General features: G+C 32.2%; 22 protein-coding genes and 2 riboswitches. Of the genes, 16 read left to right on the forward strand and 6 right to left on the reverse strand.

The genetic code is table 11. The annotated features are described in order from the left end of the window. Positions 1-621, forward strand: a 621-nt coding sequence (locus KQI88_RS16345; RefSeq protein ID WP_408629730.1) for a CsxC family protein, incomplete at its 5' end; no start/stop codon positions are given. Positions 622-1,217: 596 nt separating this feature from the next. Here KQI88_RS16345 and KQI88_RS16350 read toward each other — a convergent pair. After that, positions 1,218-1,442, reverse strand: a complete 225-nt coding sequence (locus KQI88_RS16350; protein WP_216419210.1) for a hypothetical protein — start codon at positions 1,440-1,442, stop codon at positions 1,218-1,220. A 163-nt stretch (positions 1,443-1,605) separates the two neighbouring features. Here KQI88_RS16350 and cwlD point away from each other — a divergent pair, with 163 nt between their 5' ends. Further along, entirely contained in the window at positions 1,606-2,325 is a 720-nt protein-coding gene (gene cwlD, locus KQI88_RS16355) for an N-acetylmuramoyl-L-alanine amidase CwlD (protein ID WP_281417648.1), read from the forward strand. Here cwlD and KQI88_RS16360 read toward each other — a convergent pair. Continuing rightward, entirely contained in the window at positions 2,303-2,677 is a 375-nt protein-coding gene (locus tag KQI88_RS16360; protein ID WP_216419212.1) for a phage holin family protein, read from the reverse strand. The genes cwlD and KQI88_RS16360 overlap by 23 nt on opposite strands. A gap of 189 nt (positions 2,678-2,866) precedes the next feature. Here KQI88_RS16360 and KQI88_RS16365 point away from each other — a divergent pair, with 189 nt between their 5' ends. Both KQI88_RS16365 and KQI88_RS16370 read left to right on the forward strand, forming a co-directional pair. Further along, positions 2,867-3,694, forward strand: coding sequence for an Mrp/NBP35 family ATP-binding protein (locus KQI88_RS16365; protein WP_216419214.1), 828 nt, complete (start codon positions 2,867-2,869; stop codon positions 3,692-3,694). A gap of 225 nt (positions 3,695-3,919) precedes the next feature. Next, positions 3,920-4,444 carry a GNAT family N-acetyltransferase gene (locus tag KQI88_RS16370; protein WP_216419216.1) on the forward strand — a complete coding sequence of 175 codons (525 nt, stop codon included), beginning with the start codon at positions 3,920-3,922 and terminating at the stop codon, positions 4,442-4,444. A gap of 213 nt (positions 4,445-4,657) precedes the next feature. Here KQI88_RS16370 and KQI88_RS16375 read toward each other — a convergent pair whose 3' ends face one another. After that, a complete protein-coding gene (locus tag KQI88_RS16375; RefSeq protein WP_212375699.1) occupies positions 4,658-4,939 on the reverse strand; it encodes a spore coat protein in 282 nt (93 codons plus the stop codon). 47 nt (positions 4,940-4,986) lie between these two features. Continuing rightward, positions 4,987-5,229: a hypothetical protein gene (locus tag KQI88_RS16380; protein ID WP_246579353.1), complete on the reverse strand. Its 243-nt coding sequence runs from the start codon at positions 5,227-5,229 to the stop codon at positions 4,987-4,989. A gap of 188 nt (positions 5,230-5,417) precedes the next feature. Between KQI88_RS16380 and KQI88_RS16385 the strand changes: the two genes are divergently transcribed. The 3 genes from KQI88_RS16385 to guaA all read left to right on the forward strand — a co-directional run bounded on the left by KQI88_RS16385 (position 5,418) and on the right by guaA (position 9,954). Further along, entirely contained in the window at positions 5,418-6,512 is a 1,095-nt protein-coding gene (locus KQI88_RS16385; protein WP_216419219.1) for an aldo/keto reductase, read from the forward strand. 129 nt (positions 6,513-6,641) lie between these two features. Continuing rightward, a riboswitch (purine riboswitch) is annotated at positions 6,642-6,743 on the forward strand. 204 nt (positions 6,744-6,947) lie between these two features. Then, positions 6,948-8,405, forward strand: coding sequence for an IMP dehydrogenase (gene guaB, locus KQI88_RS16390; RefSeq protein ID WP_216419221.1), 1,458 nt, complete (start codon positions 6,948-6,950; stop codon positions 8,403-8,405). 16 nt (positions 8,406-8,421) lie between these two features. Continuing rightward, complete coding sequence (guaA, locus tag KQI88_RS16395; protein ID WP_216419224.1) at positions 8,422-9,954, forward strand: glutamine-hydrolyzing GMP synthase; 1,533 nt, start codon at positions 8,422-8,424, stop codon at positions 9,952-9,954. 116 nt (positions 9,955-10,070) lie between these two features. Here guaA and KQI88_RS16400 read toward each other — a convergent pair whose 3' ends face one another. Next, positions 10,071-10,298 (reverse strand): helix-turn-helix domain-containing protein, encoded by a 228-nt coding sequence (locus KQI88_RS16400; protein ID WP_216419225.1) that lies wholly within the window; start codon positions 10,296-10,298, stop codon positions 10,071-10,073. 14 nt (positions 10,299-10,312) lie between these two features. Next, positions 10,313-10,801 carry a DUF2975 domain-containing protein gene (locus tag KQI88_RS16405; RefSeq protein WP_216419227.1) on the reverse strand — a complete coding sequence of 163 codons (489 nt, stop codon included), beginning with the start codon at positions 10,799-10,801 and terminating at the stop codon, positions 10,313-10,315. A 318-nt stretch (positions 10,802-11,119) separates the two neighbouring features. Continuing rightward, positions 11,120-11,221: riboswitch (purine riboswitch) on the forward strand. A 193-nt stretch (positions 11,222-11,414) separates the two neighbouring features. Between KQI88_RS16405 and KQI88_RS16410 the strand changes: the two genes are divergently transcribed. The 9 genes from KQI88_RS16410 (at position 11,415) to purD (ending at position 22,622) form a co-directional block, all read left to right on the forward strand. Next, positions 11,415-12,773 (forward strand): NCS2 family permease, encoded by a 1,359-nt coding sequence (locus KQI88_RS16410; protein ID WP_216419228.1) that lies wholly within the window; start codon positions 11,415-11,417, stop codon positions 12,771-12,773. A 67-nt stretch (positions 12,774-12,840) separates the two neighbouring features. After that, positions 12,841-14,019, forward strand: a complete 1,179-nt coding sequence (locus KQI88_RS16415) for a 5-(carboxyamino)imidazole ribonucleotide synthase (RefSeq protein ID WP_216419230.1) — start codon at positions 12,841-12,843, stop codon at positions 14,017-14,019. A 10-nt stretch (positions 14,020-14,029) separates the two neighbouring features. Next, positions 14,030-14,536 carry a 5-(carboxyamino)imidazole ribonucleotide mutase gene (gene purE / locus KQI88_RS16420; protein ID WP_216419232.1) on the forward strand — a complete coding sequence of 169 codons (507 nt, stop codon included), beginning with the start codon at positions 14,030-14,032 and terminating at the stop codon, positions 14,534-14,536. Between the two features lie 28 nt (positions 14,537-14,564). Further along, positions 14,565-16,757 (forward strand): phosphoribosylformylglycinamidine synthase subunit PurL, encoded by a 2,193-nt coding sequence (purL, locus tag KQI88_RS16425; RefSeq protein ID WP_216419234.1) that lies wholly within the window; start codon positions 14,565-14,567, stop codon positions 16,755-16,757. Then, positions 16,724-18,121 carry an amidophosphoribosyltransferase gene (purF, locus tag KQI88_RS16430; RefSeq protein ID WP_216419236.1) on the forward strand — a complete coding sequence of 466 codons (1,398 nt, stop codon included), beginning with the start codon at positions 16,724-16,726 and terminating at the stop codon, positions 18,119-18,121. Before purL ends, purF begins: the two co-directional genes overlap by 34 nt. 22 nt (positions 18,122-18,143) lie before the next feature. Continuing rightward, positions 18,144-19,169: a phosphoribosylformylglycinamidine cyclo-ligase gene (purM, locus tag KQI88_RS16435; protein ID WP_216419238.1), complete on the forward strand. Its 1,026-nt coding sequence runs from the start codon at positions 18,144-18,146 to the stop codon at positions 19,167-19,169. After that, positions 19,166-19,789 (forward strand): phosphoribosylglycinamide formyltransferase, encoded by a 624-nt coding sequence (gene purN, locus KQI88_RS16440; protein WP_216419240.1) that lies wholly within the window; start codon positions 19,166-19,168, stop codon positions 19,787-19,789. The genes purM and purN overlap by 4 nt, the downstream gene beginning before the upstream one ends. Positions 19,790-19,818: 29 nt before the next feature. Beyond that, positions 19,819-21,348: a bifunctional phosphoribosylaminoimidazolecarboxamide formyltransferase/IMP cyclohydrolase gene (gene purH / locus KQI88_RS16445; RefSeq protein ID WP_216419242.1), complete on the forward strand. Its 1,530-nt coding sequence runs from the start codon at positions 19,819-19,821 to the stop codon at positions 21,346-21,348. Positions 21,349-21,368: 20 nt separating this feature from the next. Beyond that, positions 21,369-22,622, forward strand: a complete 1,254-nt coding sequence (gene purD, locus KQI88_RS16450; RefSeq protein WP_216419244.1) for a phosphoribosylamine--glycine ligase — start codon at positions 21,369-21,371, stop codon at positions 22,620-22,622. The last annotated feature ends 27 nt before the right edge of the window (positions 22,623-22,649 follow it).

Raw genomic sequence — 22,649 nt, forward strand, 5'->3', positions numbered from 1 at the left:
GTAAAAGTAGTTCAATGTATGCTTATACAAGGTACTGACATTTTATTTATTAAAGGATTTGTTCGTAAAAATATTGAATTCGCAACAAGAGAATGCTCAAGTCATCATGGAATGTGTGGAGATATTCGTCACTGTACAGTAGATGTTCCTTTTGAATGTACAACAGTAGTTAGATTTAATGGTACATGTCCAGCACCTCTTATTACTAATACATCAAATGAATTTGAATTTTTTACATCAAAAGAATTATCAAATGATTTTGCTGAAAAAGATAGACTATTATCAGGAGATTTATCAGAGTTTAATCAAATCAGCACAGAATTTTTTAATGAACTAGTATTTTGTGAATTAATAAGTGCTAAAATTGTTGAGTTCGACGAGTTTTTACATCGTGAACGTCCAAAGCATACAGATCTACCTGTAGGAGAAAAAGTATTCACAAAAATTGAAGAAAAAATGGTTATAGCTCTTACACTTAAACTTTTACAAAATAGACAGGTTGCAATTGGTCGAACTAGTAGAGAGTGCCCAACAGAACAAGAATGTCCTAGAGAGTGTCCAAGAGAACAAGAACGTCATAGAGTTTGCCCAATAGAACAAGAATGTCCTAGGGTTTACTAAACATATCAAGAATAACATTTTACTAATAGGGTATGTAAAGCTGCATACCCTATTTTATTCTTATATAAAAAAGAGCACTAGAGAAAAATATATTGTACTTCCATACTATGTTGCATATAAAAATGTGTGAAGGATTTGTTGAAAATATATTAAAAAACAAAAAAATAGAAAATTATAAATAAGATTTAATGTATTAATTAAACAACACATCAGATTAGTTTGTATTCAATTATTTTATAGGTGTTTATAAATTACATAATTTCGGGGATGAAACTGCTTAAAATTGAATTTAGAGCTTTATAAGACTTTACAAAAATCTTCTCATAATTAATTTGCAACTAACAAATAAGGGTGAAGAATTTGCAAATTTAAGATTCAACCCATAAAATCCTCAAAGAGATAATATTTATAAAATACAAAATCCCTCAAACACTGATGTTTGAGGGATTTCTTTGTTTTTATATTTTATTCCAGAGTATTAGCCAAATGTTGATTAATAATATACAAACTTTTTCATTGTAAGTTGTAATTTTCGAATGAAAAAATGAAGATTTCCCAGGAAATAATCATATTATAAATAAATATGTCGAAATATATTAGCTTAAACTTCTTTCAATAGTATTAATTGATGTAGATATAGAATTTACTTGTTTTGATAAATTATCAAGTTCATTTGTTACAGATTCATCTTTAATGCGACTATTATTGTTATCTACCATTAACAATTGTATTGCTGACAAGCACTCTTTAATCTTATCATTGTGCATCTTTAATTGATTCATCTGATCTATTACATGTTCTTTATCTTTATTATTTTCCATTTATATCCTCCTAACGTATATTTTCAAATATATTTTCCCCTTAAACTACTAAATTATTAATTAATTATACATGAATGAATAATTAATTATGTAGTGAAACAACCTATACAATTCATATAATAATAAGCAATAAAGATAAAGCAAGGGAAGGAGGAATTATAAGTTGAGATTAATTATTGTACGTAAATATTGGATAATTAGAATTTGCCTATTATTGATTTCAATCACAGTATTAATTGCATCATTTAATTATTATAAAACTATAGAGACATATAGTATTCCTACAACAGCTAAAGTAATAGTTATAGACCCTGGGCATGGTGGGTTCGACCCTGGTAAATTAGGACATAATGGTAAGCATGAGAAGGAAATTAATTTAGCAATTTCATTATATCTACGTGAATATTTAGAACAAAGTGGTTCTATTGTAATTATGACTAGAGAAGAGGATATTGATTTATATATAGATGATGGTAGCAATAGAAAAATGAAAAGCATAGACTTAACAAACAGGAAAAATATTGTAATAGAAAATGAACCACATGTTTTTTTATCTATTCACGTAAATAGTTTTACGCAATCTAAGTACTATGGTGCTCAAACCTTCTATCCAAAGAATAATGAGAGTGGAAGGCAATTGGCTAATATGATTCAGGAAGAATTGGTTAGGGTATTAGACAATGACAATAAGAGGGTACCTTTACAAAATGATTCTGTTTATATAATAAAAGAGTTAGACATCCCCACAGTTCTAATAGAATGTGGTTTTTTGTCTAACCCTCAAGAAGAGCAAAAACTAAACGACCCACATTACCAGCAAAAAATTGCATGGTCTATTTATGTAGGACTTCAAAGATATTTTAAAATGTCTGTCCAGGGATAATCATATCTATTATACCTATTGCAATTGCACCCAAAATAGCTCCCCACATTGTGACTCTCATAGTAGGTATCAAAAATTGGGTTCCATAAAGCACAATTGCCGCTATAATAAAACCAGAAAATCCTCTACCAAAAGGTGAAGCATGTAGGCCTGTTACTCTTTGAATTAAATAATCAACAACTGAAATAACTACAGCTGCTAGCAATACTGCCCAAATGCCGCGAATAGTAAAACCTGGAGTAAGGAATGCGGCAACTGATAGGACTATGGCGGAAAGTATAACTCTCAATATTAAACTTCCCCAACCATCAGCATGTTGTGTTCTGTTGTTGTTGTTTTGTTCTTCAGACATATAAACACTCCTTTACAAAATAATTATAGTTAGCTTGTAGCCTAATATAATTATCTGTAGAATTGATTAAATTTATTCTTATAATAGAATATCTTCTTATTTAAATCATTAATATTGTGTTGAATTAACTTGTTTCTTATGGATATACTGAAATTATAGCAGAATTTATTTGTATTGGAGGAACTAAAGATGAGTGATAAATGTAATGGATGCTCCCATAGTGTTGAAGGCAAATGCACTTCTAATAGTTGTATTGTGCCAGAAAAAGAAAATGAATTTAGCAGAATAAAAAATGTTATTGGTATTATGAGTGGTAAAGGAGGAGTTGGTAAATCATCAGTTACATCAATGCTGGCATCAAGCTTAGCAAAAAAAGGATATTTAGTAGGTATTTTAGATGGTGACATAACAGGACCTAGTATTCCAAAGCTATTTGGACTAAAAGGACCCGCGAAACAATTAGATCAGAGTATTGTACCTATTGTAGCAGAAAATGGTGTAAAGGTAATGTCGATGAACTTGTTGCTACCAAATGAAACAGAACCTGTAATTTGGAGAGGTCCTGTAGTTGGTGGTGTAGTAAAACAATTTTGGACAGATGTTTCATGGGGAGAACTGGACTATCTGCTAATTGATTTCCCACCAGGTACAGGAGATGTGGCCCTTACAGTAATGCAGTCTATTCCTATAGAGGGTATTGTAATGGTAACATCACCTCAAAGTCTTGTATCTATGATTGTAACTAAGGGTATTAATATGGCAGAAAAAATGAATATACCGGTTATAGGTTTAATAGAAAATATGAGCTATGTACAGCCCCCATCATATCCAGAACCATACTATTTATTTGGAAAAGGAAAAACAGAAGAGGTAGCAAATGAGCTTGGAATCGATTTTTTAGGGAATATTTCAATTGAAAAAGAGTTTGTAGAACTATCAGATCGTGGTAGAGTGTTTGAATATAAAAACACCATTTTTGATGAAATAGCAGATAAATTAGTTAAAAAATTAAAATAAAAATATTGTACAAATAAAATGCCTAGATAGTTTAATTATATGATAAACCCTAGGTATTTTATTTTTAGTATAAAGAAAAATATAAAATTTAAAAGGTATTTACAAAAAAATGAATAAATATAATATATTAAGTACTATGAAGATGAAAAAATTACTTTGTTAAAAAACTTCATTACTATTTATATAAAAACAAGGTATATTGCTAAATCAAGGAGAGGATTGGTTATGAAAGAAATAAATGATAAATGTATTATCAGAAGGGCTTTAAAATCAGATGCTCCAGCATTAATTGAGTACTTAAATGTTATTGGTGGTGAATCAGATTTTTTAACATTTGGTGTAGGTGAATTTGGAATAACTGCTAAACAAGAAGAAGATATGATTGAAAATATATTAAAAAAAGATAATGCCCTGTTTATTATTGCTGAAGTTGATGGAAAAATTATTGGCAATTTAAACTTTACTGGTGGTTCCAGATTAAGAAATACTCATGTAGGTGAATTTGGAGTATCTGTTGTTAAAGAACATTGGGGTAAAGGAATAGGAGAAGAGCTTATAAAATATTTAATTGAGTGGAGCAAAACAACGGGAAAAATTAGAAAAATAAATCTAAGAGTTAGAACAGATAATGTACGTGGTATCAATTTGTATAATAAGCTTGGATTTGTTCAGGAGGGTATATTAAAAAGGGATTTTTTACTTAATGGGATATTTTATGATTCTTTGTTAATGGGATTATTAATCGATTAAGTTCAGAATTTATTTGTTTTTTTATTAGGAAAGAAGTAAAGGAAAGATATTAGTAGACCATTTTAATAAAATTAATTTAAGTAATATTTGTTATTACAATGTTTTCGTCAATAATATTTAGAATATTACTAATAGGACTATATTTATATTATTATTTAGATAAAAGAAAGTATAAATAATAAATAGGGTAGGAGGTTCTACCCTATTTTAATATTATTGAAGTTCACTTTTCATTTGGTTATATTTTGTTTTTGCGCTTTGAACATCTTGGCTTTGAGCTGGCTTAGTTTGATACCATCCTCTTTGCTTCATTGCATTAAATATTTGGTATTGAATTTCTTGTGTGTCTGTTAAACATTTAGTTAAATGCTGTCTTAAATTAGTGCAAGATGCTTCGGTTATTCCTACGTTATATGCAGAAGTTACTTGTTTTTCGGAAGTTAACAAGTCATTCATCAATTCTTTTTCTGTAAATGTTGGATGATTCATTTGCATAAAAAAACCTCCTTAATATATTATATAATTTATATTATTCATATTAACTATTGGTGAGAATTCAAGTAATTTAATAGCTCATTATAGTGTTGCTTATGCTTTTGAGATGCTTGTTGACAAAGATTTTTCAGTTCAGTATCAGTACAATAGCTAGCATAGTTGGTACATTTTTTTGTCATTAGAGATTCATGATTTAACTGATCCTCTAGTACCTTTAAATTATCAGAATCAAGCTTTTTACTTCCTTGTCCTACTGGAGTATTCATTTGATCTTGCATAGTATTTGTCATCTTATCGATTACCTCCTTATAAAGTAAATTTATTGTATTCCAATATTATTATTTGAAAAAATTAAAAACATATAGCTGGAAAACAATACAGTTGTGGTAAATTATTATTTGCATTACAAAAAATAGAAAAATAATTTGAAATATTATATAATATTATTTATGTAGTAAATAAATTAGGGGGAGATTTAATGATTTATCGTGAATATGGTAAGACAAGGAAAAGGGTCTCGGTTATTGGATTTGGTGGAATGCGTTTTGGGGAAGATAATGACTATAGCGCAGAGGTAGTTAGAAGAGCTAACGCCCTAGGGATTAACTATTTTGATACTGCTCCAGGCTATTGTGACGATAGAAGTGAGGCAATATTCGGACAGGCATTTAAAAATATGCCTGGACAATATTATGTATCTACAAAAAGTAGTATAAATAAGGAAAAAACTGCGGATCAAGTTCGCTGGAGAATAGAAAACTCACTTAAAATCATGGATATAGAAAAAATTAATTTCTTTCATATGTGGTGCGTTATGGATTTAGATCAATACCATCATATAATGGCTCCGGGAGGACCATATGAAGGTGCTCTAAAGGCCAAGGAAGAGGGACTAATTGAGCATTTGGTATTTTCGACCCATTGTAAGGGTGAGGATATACGTAAAATTATTGAGGATAATGTGTTTGAAGGTGTACTTTTAGGTTATAATTTAGTAAACCATCCCTATAGGCAGGAAGGGGTAGAAGCTGCATTTGAACATAATTTAGGTGTAGTTACAATGAATCCTCAAGGTGGAGGATTAATTCCTCAGCATAGAGATTATTTCGATTTTATTAGAGAAAGACAAGATGAAACAGTGTCTCAAGCAGCACTAAGATTTAATGCAGCACAGAAAGGGATTACAGTAGTGTTAGCTGGCATGAAAACTATTGAAGAAGTAGAGGAAAATGTAAAGGTAGCAGATTATCCACTTATAGTTTCAGATGAAAAACTAAAAGAAATTAAAAGTCGAATTACAGACAGTATGAACTTACTATGTACTACTTGTGGCTATTGTAGTAAATGCCCTCAAAAGATAAAAATACCTTCCTATATGGAAGCCTATAATCTTTCTTTATTAAAGGATGAAAACGAAACTAAGAAACGTATTAATTGGTTTAAGGATCAAGGTGTTTTAAAAGAGGGAGTCAGTACAGCTACCGATTGTATAGCATGTGGTCTTTGTGAGACTCTTTGTACACAAAAACTTCCTATTATTGAGAGATTAAAGAAGATAGCTTTAAAATATTGACATTACAACAAAGATCGAATATTTAGAAAAAACAATCATAAAGCAAAGCACTTGACAAGAGAATTATAATTTGATATTTTATTATGAAACAATCTTATTAGACAGTAAAAAACTTCATATTTTGTAGAATATTTTTTAAAAAATATCACTCATATAATACCGATAATATGGTTCGGAAGTATCTACCGAATGACCGATAATCATTCGACTATGAGTGGAATTATTATACTGAAAAGCTAAGTCTATTTGTTTATATGCAATATAGGTTTTATTTATTAATCCTATATATTAATATAATCAATATTAGTTTTATCAAACCCGTATAATAATTTCACTCTAAGGTTATATCTATAGAGAGAAATTATTATATGGGTTTTTGTGTTTAAAATTTATTTTTATATAAAAGATGAAAATAATAGAATGGAGGAGAGAATTATGGAAGATAAAATTGTAAAAGAAGGAATAACCTTTGATGACGTATTACTAATTCCATCAAAGTCTGAGGTATTGCCAAACCAAGTAGATGTTTCAACATATTTAACTAAAAAAATAAAACTTAATATTCCACTTATGAGTGCAGGAATGGACACGGTAACAGAGGCAAAGATGGCTATTTCTATGGCAAGAGAAGGCGGAATTGGAATTATCCATAAGAACATGTCTATAGAAGAGCAAGCACTAGAGGTAGATAAAGTTAAAAGAAGTGAGCACGGTGTCATTGTAGATCCATTCTTTTTATCTCCAGATCATATAATAGAAGATGCTTTAAAATTAATGGCAAGATATAGAATTTCTGGAGTGCCAATTACAGAAGAAGGTAAACTGGTAGGGATTATTACTAATAGAGATATTCGTTTTGAAACAAATCATAAAAAGAAAATTAGTGATGCTATGACAAAGGACAATCTAATTACTGCAAGAGAAGGAATCTCTATGGATGAAGCACAAAAAATTCTAATGGCACATAAAATTGAAAAGCTACCTATTGTAGATGGAAATGGAATGTTAAAGGGATTAATTACAATTAAAGATATAGAAAAGGCAATTCAATATCCAAATTCTGCAAAAGATAGCAGCGGACGACTATTAGCAGGGGCTGCGGTTGGAGTTTCAAATGATATTATGGATAGAGTAGAAGCATTATACAAGGCTAAAGTAGATGTTATAGTTATAGATACTGCCCACGGACATTCTAAAGGAGTAATTGAAACAGTTAAAAAAGTTAAAGAAAAGTATAAAGATCTTCAAATTATTGCTGGAAATATAGCAACAGGAGAAGCAGCTAGAGAGCTAATTGAAGCTGGGGTTGACGCTATAAAAGTAGGTATTGGACCAGGTTCTATTTGTACAACTAGGATAGTTGCTGGAATAGGTGTACCACAGGTTACTGCTGTTTATGACTGTGCAAAGGTAGCAAAGGAATATGGTATCCCAGTTATTGCAGATGGTGGTATTAAGTATTCAGGAGATATTCCAAAGGCAATTGCAGCTGGCGCAAGTGCTGTTATGATAGGTTCTTTATTTGCTGGAACAGAAGAGAGCCCAGGAGAAACTATTATATTTAATGGTAGAAGCTTTAAAGTATACAGAGGTATGGGTTCTATTGCATCTATGGAAAAGGGAAGTAAGGATCGTTACTTCCAACAAGATAATAAAAAGTTAGTACCAGAAGGTGTAGAAGGTAAGGTGCCTTATAAAGGATATGTTAAGGAAACTATTTATCAATTAATGGGTGGATTAAGAGCAAGCATGGGCTATTGTGGAACTGCAACTACAAAAGACCTACAGGAAAATGGTAAATTTATACGTATTACTGGAGCTGGCCTTCGTGAAAGTCATCCACATGATATAATAATTACAAAAGAAGCACCTAACTATAGTATCAGCGAATAAGAAAGAGGTGACCTATATGAAACAGGAATTAATATTAATATTAGATTTTGGCGGTCAGTATAATCAATTAATTGCACGTAGAGTAAGGGAACATAATATTTATTGTGAAGTTGTTCCTTATAAAATAAGTGCTGAAGAAATTAAAGCTAAAGATCCAAAAGGATTAATCTTTACTGGAGGGCCATCAAGTGTATATGGAGAAAAAGCTCCTCAATGTGATAAAGAAATTTTCAAATTAGGAATTCCAATTTTAGGAATTTGCTATGGTGGACAACTAATGGCTCATACATTAGGTGGAAAAGTAAATCGTGCTAAAAATAGAGAGTATGGAAAAACTGCTTTACAAATGAATAAAGACTCTAAGTTATTTAAAGGAATTCCGCAAGACTCTATTTGTTGGATGAGTCACACTGATTTTATTGAAGCGGCACCTTCTGATTTTAGAATTAGTGCTACAACTTCAGATTGTCCTGTAGCTGCAATGGAAAATCAAGAAAAAGGACTTTACGCAGTACAATTCCATCCAGAAGTAGAGCATACAGAAAAAGGGAAAGATATTATAAAGAACTTTCTATATGAAATCTGTAATTGCCAAGGAGATTGGACAATGGGAAATTATATAGAAAAAGAAGTAGAAGATATCAGAAAGTTAGTAGGAAATAGAAAAGTTCTATGTGCTTTATCTGGTGGGGTAGATTCTTCTGTAGCAGCTGTCCTTGTTCATAAGGCAATCGGTGATAACTTAACATGTGTATTTGTAGATCATGGATTACTTCGAAAAAATGAAGGGGATTGGGTTGAAGACATCTTTAAAAATCAATTTAAAATGAATTTTATTCGTGTTAATGCAAAGGATAGATTCTTAGAAAAACTAAAAGGTATAACAGATCCAGAAACAAAGAGAAAGTATATTGGAGAGTTATTTATCCGTGTTTTTGAAGAAGAATCTCAAAAACTTGGAGATTTTGACTTCTTAGTTCAAGGTACTCTATATCCAGATATTATTGAGAGTGGAACAGAAACAGCATCAGTTATTAAAAGTCATCATAATGTTGGTGGCTTACCAGAAGATATGAAGTTTGAGTTGATTGAGCCTTTTAAATTCCTTTTTAAAGATGAAGTTAGAATGGTAGGTACAGAATTAAGCGTACCAGAAGAAATTGTATGGAGACAACCTTTCCCAGGACCAGGACTAGCCGTAAGGGTATTAGGAGAGATAACAGAAGAAAAACTGAACATTGTGAGTGAAGCTGATGCTATCGTTCGGGATGAGATTAAAAAAGCAGGATTAGATCGTGAAATATGGCAATACTTTGCTGTATTACCTAATATTAAGAGTGTTGGTGTTATGGGTGATGAGAGAACTTATTCTCATACAATTGGAATTCGTGCTATTACAAGCTCCGATGCTATGACAGCTGACTGGGCACGAATTCCTTATGAAGTTTTAGAGAACATGTCAAGACGAATCGTTAATGAAGTTGAAGGGGTTAATAGGATAGTTTATGATATTACCTCTAAACCACCAGCTACAGTTGAGTGGGAATAAAAGTAGATAGATGAAAAACCAATGTTTCTAATAGATTAAAGAGAATTTAATAAAAAAATTAAGTAGTTATGATACTTGTTAATTAAAACAAGGTCATAGCTACTTTTATAGGTATTTTAAATGTTATCCTCATCTTCTACATCTTCTACATATTCCAAAATATCACCAGGTTGACAGTCTAAAATTCTGCATAATGCTTCAAGTGTAGAGAAACGTATAGCTTTAGCTTTATTAGTTTTTAGAATTGAAAGATTAGCCATAGTTATACCTAATTTCTTAGAAAGCTCAGTAGAGCTAATTTTCCTTTTTGCCATCATTACATCTAGATTTACTATAATCGCCATAACAGTCATCCTTTTTATATAGTTTTATCATTTTCATCTTTAATTCTTGTAGCTTGATCAAATAAATGTGATAAAGTTAAGCTTAAAAAGCCTATAGCTAAAGAGATAAATGTAACTAAAATCATAGGGATAATAGATAATGCATATAAAAATATGTCATGATAATACATAAGATATATTGAACAGCCATTAAATAATAGTATTTCGCTAAAAGCACATAAAGAAATAATCTTTAGTGACTTAGCGGTATCAGGTGAAAAAGGATTATTTTTTACCACTAGTTTAGAAAGCTTTTTTAAATTGAATAAAGCTATCATATAAGGTGCTGCACATATATATATACAAATAGTTATAGTCATTACCAAGTCCTGATTTAGTACTGAAAGTGCGCTTTTAAAAAAAGCTGTTAAGACTAAGGGAGTAGCTAGAAGTGCTAAGAGAGTAAGAGTTATGCCGAGTGTTACAATGATATTTAGCATTTTAGAACTAACATTTTTTTTCACTTTAATTAACCTCAACTTTCTTTTTTCTATTAATTCTATAGTTATTTTAATAAAATATTTATTGTTTGTCAATAAATATTTCAAATAAAACAATAAATACACAAAAACATATCATGAATAGTATTTTGTTTTTTATGGTGAAAAAATATATTATGAAATGAAATAGGAATAATTCCGAACATTAAACAGGATTATATATTGCATAGTTCGGAAACTAGCATATTTAAAATAAAAAAAATATAAAAATGTTCGAAAATCCTATTGACCATAAAAGGTATCTCTGTTATTATTAAGATGTAGTTAAGAAGTGTTAGAAAAACTGAATATAAATTTTAAATTTATATAATGCTAATAATATGGTTTAGCAGTCTCTACCGAATAACCGTAAATTATTCGACTATGAATGAAAGTGTACCTAGGGTTCCGACTAATATAATATGATATTAGTGCTGGTCCGAGCGGTACAAGCATGTTATATGCTACACCGATGGGATAAAAACCCGGACGGATAGGTTTCATTCCTTGTAACCTATCTGTTCGGGTTTAATTTATTTATTTTAATAAGGCAATCATAAATATTCATGAATTTATTTTACTTAAGGAGGACTAAAAAATGAGTACAAAAAACACCAATGCATCAACATCAGCCTTAGATAGGTATTTTAGACTATCAGAAAACAAAACTGATGTAAAAACTGAAATTATTGCTGGTATTACTACTTTCATTACTATGGCCTATATTTTATTTGTAAATCCAGATGTACTTTCAAAGGCAGGAATGGATTATAACGCAGTATTTTTAGCAACATGTTTATCCGCTGCACTTGGAACACTTATTATGGGACTTTATGCTAATATTCCATTTGCACAGGCACCTGGAATGGGACTTAATGCTTTCTTCACATATGGAGTTGTAATGAGTTTAGGATATACATGGCAACAAGGTTTAGCTGCAATCTTTATTTCAGGAATTTTATTTATAGTATTAACTGTTACTGGTGCAAGAGAATCTATTATAGATGCAATTCCAGCATCTTTAAAACATGCTATCAGTGGAGGTATTGGACTATTTATCGCATTGCTTGGATTCACAAATTCAGGAATTATTGTAGCAGATCCAAATACATTTTTAGCATTTAGTCGTTTTAACAGTGCTCCTGTTATTTTGGCTGTTATAGGCTTAGTGATTACAGGTGTATTGATGGTTAAAAATGTAAAAGGTGCTATTTTAATTGGTATAGTTACTACCACTCTTATAGGTATTCCTATGGGAGTAACTAATACAACTATAAATACATCATTTAATTTTGATTTAAGTCCTACATTTATGCAAATGGACTTTAGAGGACTATTGAAAATTGGTGAAGCAAGCTTTGTAGGTGCTTTAGCAAGTGTAGCAACAGTAGTTATTTCATTCAGTTTAGTAGATATGTTTGATACTATTGGAACTTTAATTGGTACAGCTACTAAGGCTGGAATGTTAGACGAAAACGGAAAGCTTCCTAGTATGAATAAAGCTCTATTAGCAGACGCTGTAGCAACTTCTGCAGGGGCTATTTTAGGTACATCTACAGTTACAACCTTTGTTGAGTCAGCAGCAGGTGTCGCAGAGGGAGGAAAAACAGGTTTAACAGCTGTAACATCAGGACTATTATTCTTATTCTCAGTATTTTTAGCACCATTTGCTTTAATGGTACCTGCACAGGCTACTGCTCCAGCTTTAATTATAGTTGGTGTTTTAATGATGGGAGCGGTTAAACAAGTTAATTTTGATGACTTTTCAGAAGCTCTGCCAGCTTTCTTTACAATTGCAATTATGCCATTTACCTATAGTATAGCTAATGGAATTGCTGCAGGATTAATATTCTATCCTATAATGAAAATAGCGACTGGCAAATCAAAAGAAGTTCATCCTACAGTGTATATATTGGCATTATTGTTTATCCTTAGATTTACAATATTACCTCACTAGGCAAGACATAAGCAGCTAAGAAATTTCTTAGCTGCTTTAAAAAAACCAAAATTAGGTCAAAGGGGCGATGGTTTTGGATAAAGATATAAATTATGGAATAAATAGAATAAAAATAGGAATTATTGGCGGAGGACAATTAGGTAAGATGATGATTTTAGAAGGCAAAAAACTTGGAATACAGTTTATTATCCTAGACCCTAATGAAAGTTGTCCTGCCTCATCTATAGCCGATGAACAAATAGTTGGAGATTATTATGATGCTTCTAAAATTGAAGAACTGGCAGTAAAATGCCATATAGTAACTTATGAGCTGGAGCATATAAATGCAAACATATTAATTGAGCTTAAGGATAAGGGTTATAAAATCGAACCTTCACCTAGCACATTAAAAATGATTCAAAATAAATATAGACAAAAGCAATTTTTAAAAGGTCATAATATTGCAACTACACCATTTGAGAAGGTAAATACTATAGATGATATTAAAAGTTATATTGCTAAAGAAGGTCTGCCAGTAGTTTTAAAAAGTTGTTATGGTGGTTATGACGGAAAAGGTAATAAGCTTATTAGAAAGGTTGAAGACATTGAAGCTGCCTACAAATTGTTAAAAGTTGAGGATAGAGAACTTATGGTTGAAAAGTATATTTCATTTACTAGTGAAATTTCAGTAATTGCGGCACGTAGTACTACAGGAGAAATCAAAATCTATCCATTATCTGAAAATATTCATGAAGACAATATATTAAGAACTACTATAGTGCCAGCGCGATTTATGGATGACGTAGTAAGTAAGGCAGAAAACTTGGCACTAAATATAATGGAAAAGTTAGATGGTGCAGGAGTATTTTGTATAGAGATGTTTATAGATAAAAATAAAGAAGTATTAATTAATGAAATAGCACCAAGAGTTCATAATTCTGGCCATTATACCTTAGAAGGATGTAATATATCCCAATTTGAACAGCATTTAAGAGCTATTTTAGGATACCCTTTGGCAACTCCTTACTTAATTAAGCCGAGTGTAATGATTAATCTTTTAGGAGAAGAAGGTATAGAGGGTAAGGCTGTAATTCAAGGTTTAACAAGCACCTTTGAGAAGCAAGATGTGTATGTGCATTTCTATGGAAAAGAGTATACAAAGCCTTTAAGAAAAATGGGACATGTCACTTTGCTAGGTGAAGGTATTGAAGAAATATTAGAACGAGCTGAAATTATAAGGAATACACTTAAAATAACTAGTTGCTAGGAGTGATATTATGAAAAATCCAATTGTTAGTATTATTATGGGAAGCGACTCTGATCTTCCTATTATGAAGAATGCAGCGGAAATATTAGACAAGCTAGGTGTTTTATATGAACTTACTATAGTTTCTGCTCACCGTACTCCAGAGAGAATGTTTAGTTTCGCAAAAGGTGCAGCAGATAGAGGAATTAAGGTTATTATAGCGGGAGCAGGAGGCGCAGCCCACCTACCAGGTATGGTAGCCTCAATTACTCATATACCGGTAATAGGAGTACCTATTAAAAGTAAAGCCTTAGATGGAATAGATTCTTTATATTCTATAGTACAAATGCCATCTGGAGTTCCTGTGGCAACAGTAGGAATAAACGGGGGAGCAAATGCTGGTATATTGGCGGCTCAAATCATTAGCATCGTAGATGAAAATGTAAGAAAAAAATTAATTAATTATAAATCAAACTTAACTAAAGCAGTTGAAGAAAAGGCAAAAAAGCTTGAAGAAATTGGATATAAAAACTATTAATTAAAATTATTGAATAGGGGGAAAAACAATGGAAAATAAATATGAGACTTTAGGATTAAAAAAGACAGAATACGAAAGAATAGTAAAAATTTTAGGAAGAGAACCTAATGAACTGGAATTAAATCTATACAGTGCTATGTGGTCAGAACATTGTAGTTATAAACATTCAAGAGTTTTATTTAAACATTTTCCAACTTCAAGTGAAATAGTACTGCAAGGGCCAGGAGAAAATGCTGGAATAGTGGATATAGGAGACAATATGGCAATTGCTATGAAAATAGAAAGCCATAACCATCCTTCCGCAATAGAACCTTACCAAGGGGCTGCTACAGGAGTAGGGGGAATTTTAAGAGACATATATGCTATGGGAGCAAGACCTATTGCTTTATTAAACTCATTAAGATTTGGAGATATAAAAACAGATGATAGAACTAAATTTTTAGTAGAAAAAGTATTTGAAGGAATGGCGGACTATTGTGATGGTGTAGATGTACCAGCAGTTGGTGGAGAAATATACTTTAATGATTCTTACCAAGGAAACCCATTGGTAAATGCTATGTGTATCGGATTAATAAATCACGATAAAATACATCGTGCTAACGCTTCGGGAGTTGGCAACTCTATAATGTATCTAGGAGCTGCAACAGGAAGAGATGGTATTGGTGGTGCTAGCTTTGCATCAGCAGGATTAGAAAACCAAACAGAAGGTGTATGTCCAATAGGGAATCCTGAAATAGGAAAGAAATTACTAGAAGCTTCCCTTGAGCTATTAGATACTGGTTGTATAGTAGGGCTACAAGACTTAGGAGCTGCAGGACTTACATCAGCAAGCTGTGAAACAGCTACCCGTGGTGAAGGTGGTATGGAAATAGATGTTCTTAAAGTGCCTAGAAGGGTAGAAGGAATGTTACCAGTAGAAGTTATGATCTCAGAATCCCAAGAGAGAATGCTTTTAATAGTTGAAAAAGGTAGAGAAGAAGAAGTTAATAAAATTGTAGAAAAATGGGGGCTTCATTCAGTTATCATAGGTAAAGTAACTGATGATAATATGCTAACCATAAAAGAAGGAGATAAAATAGTAGGCCAAGTACCTGCTGCTAGCTTAGATTCTTCTGGAGCACCAAAATATGATAGTGATTTTGAAACACCTAAATATATTGATGAAGTTAGAAATATTAATCTTGACGAAATAAAGGAGCCGGAAAATTATAATGATGTATTATTAAAGCTTTTAGCTTCTCCTAATATTGCAAGTAGAGATTGGATGCATAAACAGTTTAATATTAATGATACTGAACAAGTAGAGGTAAAGGCTGGATCGACAGCATCGGTTATTAGAATTAAGGGAACTAATAAGGGAATTGCTTTAACTACAGATTGTAATAGTCGCTATTGTTATTTAGATCCTAGAGAAGGTAGTAAAATTGCGGTGGTAGAAGCATCAAGAAACCTTGTATGTAGCGGTGCTAAACCTTTAGCTGTAACAGATGGACTTAACTTTGGAAATCCAGAGACAAAAGACGGATTTTGGCAGTTAAGGGAGAGTGCATTAGGCATAGGCGAAGCTTGTCGTGAACTAGATACTCCAGTTGTAGGTGGAAATGTTAGTCTTTATAATGAAACGGAAACAGGAAGTATTTATCCTACACCTATTATTGGAATGATCGGATTAATAGAAGATATAAATAAATCTATTACTATGAACTTTAAAGAAGATGGTGATGTAGTAATTCTTCTAGGAAAAACCAAAGAGGAATTAGGAGGAAGTGAATATTTAGCAGAGATACATGGACTTGAAAAGGGTAAAATTTCAGATGTTAATTTTGCACTGGAAAGAAGATTACACAAGCTTATATTAGATGCAAATGATAATAAACTGTTACAATCTGTCCAGGATGTAGCAGAAGGTGGTTTAGCAGTAGCACTAGCAGAATGCGCAATGGAAAATGAAATGGGAGTAGAAGTTAAATTAGATAGTGAGGTCAGAAAAGATATTGCTTTATTTGGTGAAAGCCAATCAAGATTTATTATAAGTGTAAGACCTGAAAATCTAAATACTATAAAAGAGCTTATAGTTGAAAATAAAATACCAAGCACAGTATTAGGAACTATTGGAGGAGAAAACTTTAAAATTAGTATAAGTGGAGAAGAGATAATTAATCTGCCAATAGAGGGGATGAAAAAAACATGGAAAGATACCTTCGAACTTTTAATGAAATAAATAATGATAAGTTAGGTGAAGAATGCGGTATTATAGGCATGTATAAGTGGAATGAAGATAATGCCTCTAAATTGCTTTTCTATGGACTTTATGCTCTGCAACACAGAGGACAGGAAAGTGCGGGTATTGCAAGTAATGATGGACAGAGGAGTTATCATTATAAACAAATGGGCCTTGTATCAGAAGTATTTGACGATAAAATATTAAGCCAGTTAGGTGGACATATAAGTATAGGCCATGTAAGATACGGAACTGCCGGTGGAAGTAAAGTGGAAAATGCTCAACCCCTTATTGCTAAAATAGGGGAGAGTAGTATTTCAGTGGCTCATAATGGAAGCCTAGTTAATGCAAAAGAAGTAAAAAAAATATTGGAAGATGCTGGGGAGGTTTTTAAAACCTCAATTGACAGTGAAGTAATCATTAAACTACTCTCTAAATATAGTGATGAGGATATTTTAAGTTCTATAGAAAAAACTATGGATTCAATTAAAGGTGCCTATGCACTAGTAATTATGACAGAAGAAGAACTTATCGGAATCAGAGATCCCTATGGCTTAAGACCCCTGTGTTTAGGTAAGCTAGATGACGGTTATGTATTGGCTTCTGAAAGTTGCGCTCTTGATGCTGTAGGTGCAACCTTAATTAGAGATGTAAAACCTGGTGAAATTATAACTATTAATAAAGAAGGAATTACTTCAACCTACTATACTAAAAAAGAAAAAAGAGCCTCTTGCATATTTGAATATGTTTATTTTGCAAGGCCAGATAGTTTAATTGATGGTGTTAACGTATACGAGGCAAGAAAAAATGCAGGTAGGATATTAGCAAAGGAGCATCCTATAGATGTGGATATGGTAATAGCCGTACCAGACTCATCTATTCCTGTAGCCTTAGGATATGCCGAAGAGCTAGGTATTCCATTTGGAGAAGGATTGTTTAAAAATCGTTATGTAGGTAGAACTTTTATAGAGCCAGATCAGTCATCTAGGGAAAGGGCCTTAAGATTAAAGCTGAGTCCTTTAGGACAAAACATTAAGGGGAAAAAAGTTGTTTTGGTTGATGACTCCATCGTAAGAGGTACTACTAGCAGAAAAATTGTGGCAGATTTAAGAAGTGCAGGAGCTAAAGAAGTTCATCTTAGAATAAGCTCTCCACCTGTTGCTTATAGCTGTTATTTTGGTATAGATACTCCAGATGCTAGTAAGTTACTGGGAGCAACTAAATCTATTGAAGAAATAAGGCAAATAGTAGAAGCAGATAGTCTAGGTTATATAAGCCTAGATGGTTTAGTGGAATCGACAGGATTAACTAAGGAGAATTTTTGTACTGCTTGCTTTAATGGAGATTATCCTATAAAGATTTGATGTCTATTGGGAGGTAAGGATGATGGATATAACTTATAAAAGTGCTGGTGTAGATGTTGATGAGGGACAAAGGGCTGTTAAGCTAATGAAGGATCATGTTAAGAGTACCTTTAACTCCAATGTTTTAGCAGATCTCGGTGGTTTTGGAGGATTATTCTCCTTAAATATTAATGACTACAAAGAGCCAGTTTTAGTATCTGGAACTGATGGAGTAGGGACAAAGCTAAAGCTAGCATTTATGATGGATAAGCACGATACTATTGGACAGGACTGTGTGGCAATGTGCGTTAATGATATTTTATGCCAAGGTGGAAAACCTTTGTTTTTTCTAGACTATATTGCAACAGGAAAGTTGGTAGGGGAAAAGATAGCACAGATTGTAGGCGGAATTGCTGAAGGATGTAAGCTAGCTGGTAGTGCATTAATAGGGGGAGAAACAGCAGAAATGCCCGGTTTATATAAGGAAGATGAATACGACTTAGCAGGTTTTGCTGTTGGTATTGTTGATAAGCCTAATATAATTACAGGGAAAAATATAGAAGCTGGGGATATTATTTTAGCTTTACCATCTAGTGGTATTCATAGCAATGGTTATTCATTAGTTAGAAAGCTTATCTTTGATATTTTGGACATGAAAACTACAGATTATGTCGAAGAATTTGGAGAAACCTTAGGTGAAGTGTTACTTACACCTACTAAAATATATGTAAAACCAATTTTAAGTCTAATTAAGGACATAAATGTCAAAGGTATTTGTCATATTACAGGTGGGGGTTTTTATGAAAATATTCCGCGTATATTGCCGGAAAATGTAGATGCAAAAATTGACATAAAATCCTGGCAAATACCTCCTATATTTAAATTCATACAACAAAAAGGAAATATTAGCTATAAAGAAATGTTTAGCACATTTAATATGGGAGTGGGAATGGCAATAGTTGTTTCTCAAGAGGATGCTCAAAGGTCAATGGAAATATTAAAAGCTAGTGGCGAAGATGTGAAAGAAATAGGTGAAATAGTTAAAGGGAACAAACAGGTGATTTTATGAAGAATATAAAAATTGCTGTTATGATTTCTGGTGGGGGTACAAATCTGCAGTCTCTAATTGATGAAGTTCACAATAAAAGTGTAGGTGGAGAAATTGTATTAGTAGTTTCTAATAGAGAGGATGCTTACGGATTAACTAGAGCTAAAAGAGGTGGGATTAAAAGTATAGTTATTAATAGAAAACAATATAAATCAGATTCGGAGTATGAACAAAACTTAATTAACACTTTAGAAGAAGCAAAGGTTGAGTTAATAGTTCTAGCAGGATACTTAGCTTTCGTTCCTATAGAAGTTATTAAAAAATATGAAAATCGTATTATTAATATACATCCATCTTTAATACCAAGCTTTTGTGGAAAAGGATTTTATGGAGAAAAAGTTCATCAAGAGGCAATTAGGAGAGGGGTAAAAGTTACGGGAGCAACAGTGCATTTTGTTAATAAAGAAATGGACGGGGGACCTATAATTATTCAAAAAGATGTAAAGGTGGATTTCAATGATACGGTAGAAAGTCTACAGAAAAAGGTATTAAAGGTAGAGCATGAAATTTTACCATTAGCGGTTAGATTGTTTATAGATGATAGATTAAGAATTAGCGATAATCGAGTTAATGTATTGTAAACTTCTTATAAAACTGAGGGGTGGATAAAATGATAAAACGAGCTTTAATAAGCGTTTCTAATAAAGAAGGAATTGTGGAATTAGCAAAAAAACTTGTAGACTTAAATATAGAAATACTTTCAACAGGTGGTACAGCAAAGCTATTAAGAGAAGCAAAAGTTGAAGTAAAGGATGTTTCAGATATAACAGGCTTTCCAGAATGCCTAGATGGAAGGGTAAAAACCTTACATCCTTCAGTACATGGTGGAATACTAGCTATTAGAAGTAATAATGAGCATATGCAGACACTAGAAAACTTAAATATTAGATCTATAGATTTAGTTATAATTAACCTATATCCCTTTAAAGAGACAATTTTAAAAGAAGGTGTACAGTTAGAGGAAGCAATTGAAAACATAGATATTGGAGGCCCTACAATGTTGAGGGCAGCAGCAAAAAACTATAATGATGTGACTGTAGTAATAGATCCAATGGATTATGATGTGATCATTGAAGAAATAAAAAACAAGGGGAATACTAGCACAGAAACAAGATATAATCTTGCGTTAAAAGTATTTGAGCATACAGCACATTATGATAGCTTAATAGCTAATTATTTGCGAAAAAAATCTGACATATTTCCTGAATATTTGACTTTAACTTATGAAAAAGTACAAGATCTGCGTTATGGAGAAAATCCACATCAAATGGCAGCATTTTATAAAGAAGTGGGTAATAACAAAGCTACATTAGTAGATGGAATTCAGATTCAAGGTAAGGAGCTATCCTTTAATAATATTAATGACGCAAACGGGGCATTAGAGTTGTTAAAGGAATTCGAAGAGCCAACAGTAGTGGCAGTAAAGCATACCAATCCTTGTGGCGTAGCATCTGGTAAAGATATTGACGAAGCTTGGGAGAAGGCCTACAGTGCCGATCCACTTTCAATATTTGGTGGTATTATTGCAGCCAACAGGCCTATTACAAAAAAAATAGCTGACTCTATGAAGGAAATTTTTCTCGAAGTAGTTATCGCCCCAGATTTTACAGAAGAAGCATTAAAAGTATTTGAAGAGAAAAAAAATCTTCGTTTAATTAAAATAGAAAATATATGTAGTCATTCTAAAGAACAATGGCAGATAAAGAAAGTACAGGGTGGTATTTTAGTGCAGGAAGAGAATAATACCCTAATAAAGGAACTAAAAGTAGTAACCAATACAGCCCCAAATGAAGAAGAACATCAAGACTTGGTATTCGCCTTTAAGATAGTAAAACATGTAAAATCAAATGCTATTGTCTTAGTAAAAAACAAACAAACATTAGCTATAGGACCAGGTCAGACAAGTCGAATTTGGGCATTGCAAAACGCTATTGGAAATAGTGCCCACTCTCTTGAAGGAAGTGTTTTAGCATCAGATGCTTTCTTTCCATTTAGAGATTGTGTAGATGAGGCAGCAAAGGCAGGAGTTAGTGCTATTATTCAACCTGGCGGATCTATTAAAGATAATACATCTATTGAAGCTTGTAATGAACACGGTATTTCTATGGTGTTTACGGGAATGAGACATTTTAAACATTAATTTGAAAAAGGGGTGGGAAGATGAAGCTATTAGTAATAGGTGGTGGTGGCAGAGAACACGCTATGGTTTGGAAACTAAGCCAAAGCCCTCTAGTTACAGAAATTTTTTGTGCTCCTGGAAATGCTGGTATAGGTAAAATTGCTAAAAATGTTGATATTTCTTCTAATAATATAGATAAACTTGTAGAATTTTCTCTTGAAATGAATATTGATCTGATTATAGTAGGACCAGAAGAGCCTTTAGTAGAAGGCATAGTCGACACTTTTAGGCAAAATAATTTAAAAGTTATAGGTCCAACTAAGCAGGCGGCACAACTTGAAGGAAGTAAAGCCTTTGCTAAGGATTTTATGAAAAAATATGATATTCCTACAGCACAGTATCATGAAGTTACCACCTTTGAAGAAGCAAAACTAGTTATAGAAGGATATTCCTATCCTGTAGTAGTTAAGGCTGATGGGTTGGCAGCAGGTAAGGGAGTATTTATTTGCGAAAATAAAGAAGAAGCCTTAAGGGTGATAAAACAATTATTAGATGACAAAATATTAGGAGATGCTGGTAAAAGTATAGTTATAGAAGAGTTTTTAAAGGGTACAGAGACTTCTATATTATGTTTTGTAGATGGACATACCATTATTCCTATGGTAAGTAGCCAAGATCATAAAAGAGCTTTTGATGGGGATAATGGACCGAATACTGGGGGAATGGGTACTTATTCTCCTAACTATGTGTATACAGAAGAAATTGCAAAACAGGTAGAGAAAGAAATTTTATATCCTACATTAATTGGTATACAACAGGAGAAAATGGATTATAGAGGGATTATTTTTATAGGACTTATGATTACAGAAGATGGTCCAAAGGTTTTAGAATATAATGTGCGTTTTGGAGATCCTGAAACACAAGTAGTACTGCCTAGATTAAAAACTGATTTAATAGAAATATTTGATAATATAATAGATAGAAAATTAAAAGATACAGATATTCAATGGAGTGAAGATGGAGTGGTTTGTGTTATACTAGCCTCTGGAGGATATCCAAATAAATATGAAAATGGATTAGAGATTACAGGTTTAGATGCAATCGAGAATGAACTATTAATATTTCATTCTGGCACAATAGAAAATGAAAATAAAATTGTGACAAAGGGTGGTAGAGTTTTAGGTGTAGTAGGTATAGATAAAAATATACAAGAGGCTAGAGAAAAAGTTTATGCTAATATAGATAAAATTAGATTTAAAGGAAGTTTTTATCGTAAAGATATAGGAATTAAATAGTTAAAATGCCATAACTTTAAACAATTT

Source organism: Alkaliphilus flagellatus (assembly GCF_018919215.1).
Classification (GTDB): domain Bacteria; phylum Bacillota; class Clostridia; order Peptostreptococcales; family Natronincolaceae; genus Alkaliphilus_B; species Alkaliphilus_B flagellatus.

Excerpts from the sequence above, each read along its gene's own strand:
- purH (WP_216419242.1), top strand. The coding sequence starts at position 19,819 with ATGATAAAACGAGCTTTAATAAGCGTTTCTAATAAAGAAGGAATTGTG.
- KQI88_RS16410 (WP_216419228.1), top strand. The coding sequence starts at position 11,415 with ATGAGTACAAAAAACACCAATGCATCAACATCAGCCTTAGATAGGTAT.
- KQI88_RS16400 (WP_216419225.1), bottom strand. The coding sequence starts at position 10,298 with ATGGCGATTATAGTAAATCTAGATGTAATGATGGCAAAAAGGAAAATT.
- KQI88_RS16370 (WP_216419216.1), top strand. The coding sequence starts at position 3,920 with ATGAAAGAAATAAATGATAAATGTATTATCAGAAGGGCTTTAAAATCA.
- purM (WP_216419238.1), top strand. The coding sequence starts at position 18,144 with ATGGATATAACTTATAAAAGTGCTGGTGTAGATGTTGATGAGGGACAA.
- KQI88_RS16380 (WP_246579353.1), bottom strand. The coding sequence starts at position 5,229 with ATGACAAATACTATGCAAGATCAAATGAATACTCCAGTAGGACAAGGA.
- purN (WP_216419240.1), top strand. The coding sequence starts at position 19,166 with ATGAAGAATATAAAAATTGCTGTTATGATTTCTGGTGGGGGTACAAAT.
- KQI88_RS16365 (WP_216419214.1), top strand. The coding sequence starts at position 2,867 with ATGAGTGATAAATGTAATGGATGCTCCCATAGTGTTGAAGGCAAATGC.
- guaA (WP_216419224.1), top strand. The coding sequence starts at position 8,422 with ATGAAACAGGAATTAATATTAATATTAGATTTTGGCGGTCAGTATAAT.
- purE (WP_216419232.1), top strand. The coding sequence starts at position 14,030 with ATGAAAAATCCAATTGTTAGTATTATTATGGGAAGCGACTCTGATCTT.
- KQI88_RS16385 (WP_216419219.1), top strand. The coding sequence starts at position 5,418 with ATGATTTATCGTGAATATGGTAAGACAAGGAAAAGGGTCTCGGTTATT.
- purD (WP_216419244.1), top strand. The coding sequence starts at position 21,369 with ATGAAGCTATTAGTAATAGGTGGTGGTGGCAGAGAACACGCTATGGTT.
- KQI88_RS16360 (WP_216419212.1), bottom strand. The coding sequence starts at position 2,677 with ATGTCTGAAGAACAAAACAACAACAACAGAACACAACATGCTGATGGT.
- guaB (WP_216419221.1), top strand. The coding sequence starts at position 6,948 with ATGGAAGATAAAATTGTAAAAGAAGGAATAACCTTTGATGACGTATTA.
- purL (WP_216419234.1), top strand. The coding sequence starts at position 14,565 with ATGGAAAATAAATATGAGACTTTAGGATTAAAAAAGACAGAATACGAA.
- purF (WP_216419236.1), top strand. The coding sequence starts at position 16,724 with ATGGAAAGATACCTTCGAACTTTTAATGAAATAAATAATGATAAGTTA.
- KQI88_RS16350 (WP_216419210.1), bottom strand. The coding sequence starts at position 1,442 with ATGGAAAATAATAAAGATAAAGAACATGTAATAGATCAGATGAATCAA.
- KQI88_RS16415 (WP_216419230.1), top strand. The coding sequence starts at position 12,841 with ATGGTTTTGGATAAAGATATAAATTATGGAATAAATAGAATAAAAATA.
- KQI88_RS16375 (WP_212375699.1), bottom strand. The coding sequence starts at position 4,939 with ATGCAAATGAATCATCCAACATTTACAGAAAAAGAATTGATGAATGAC.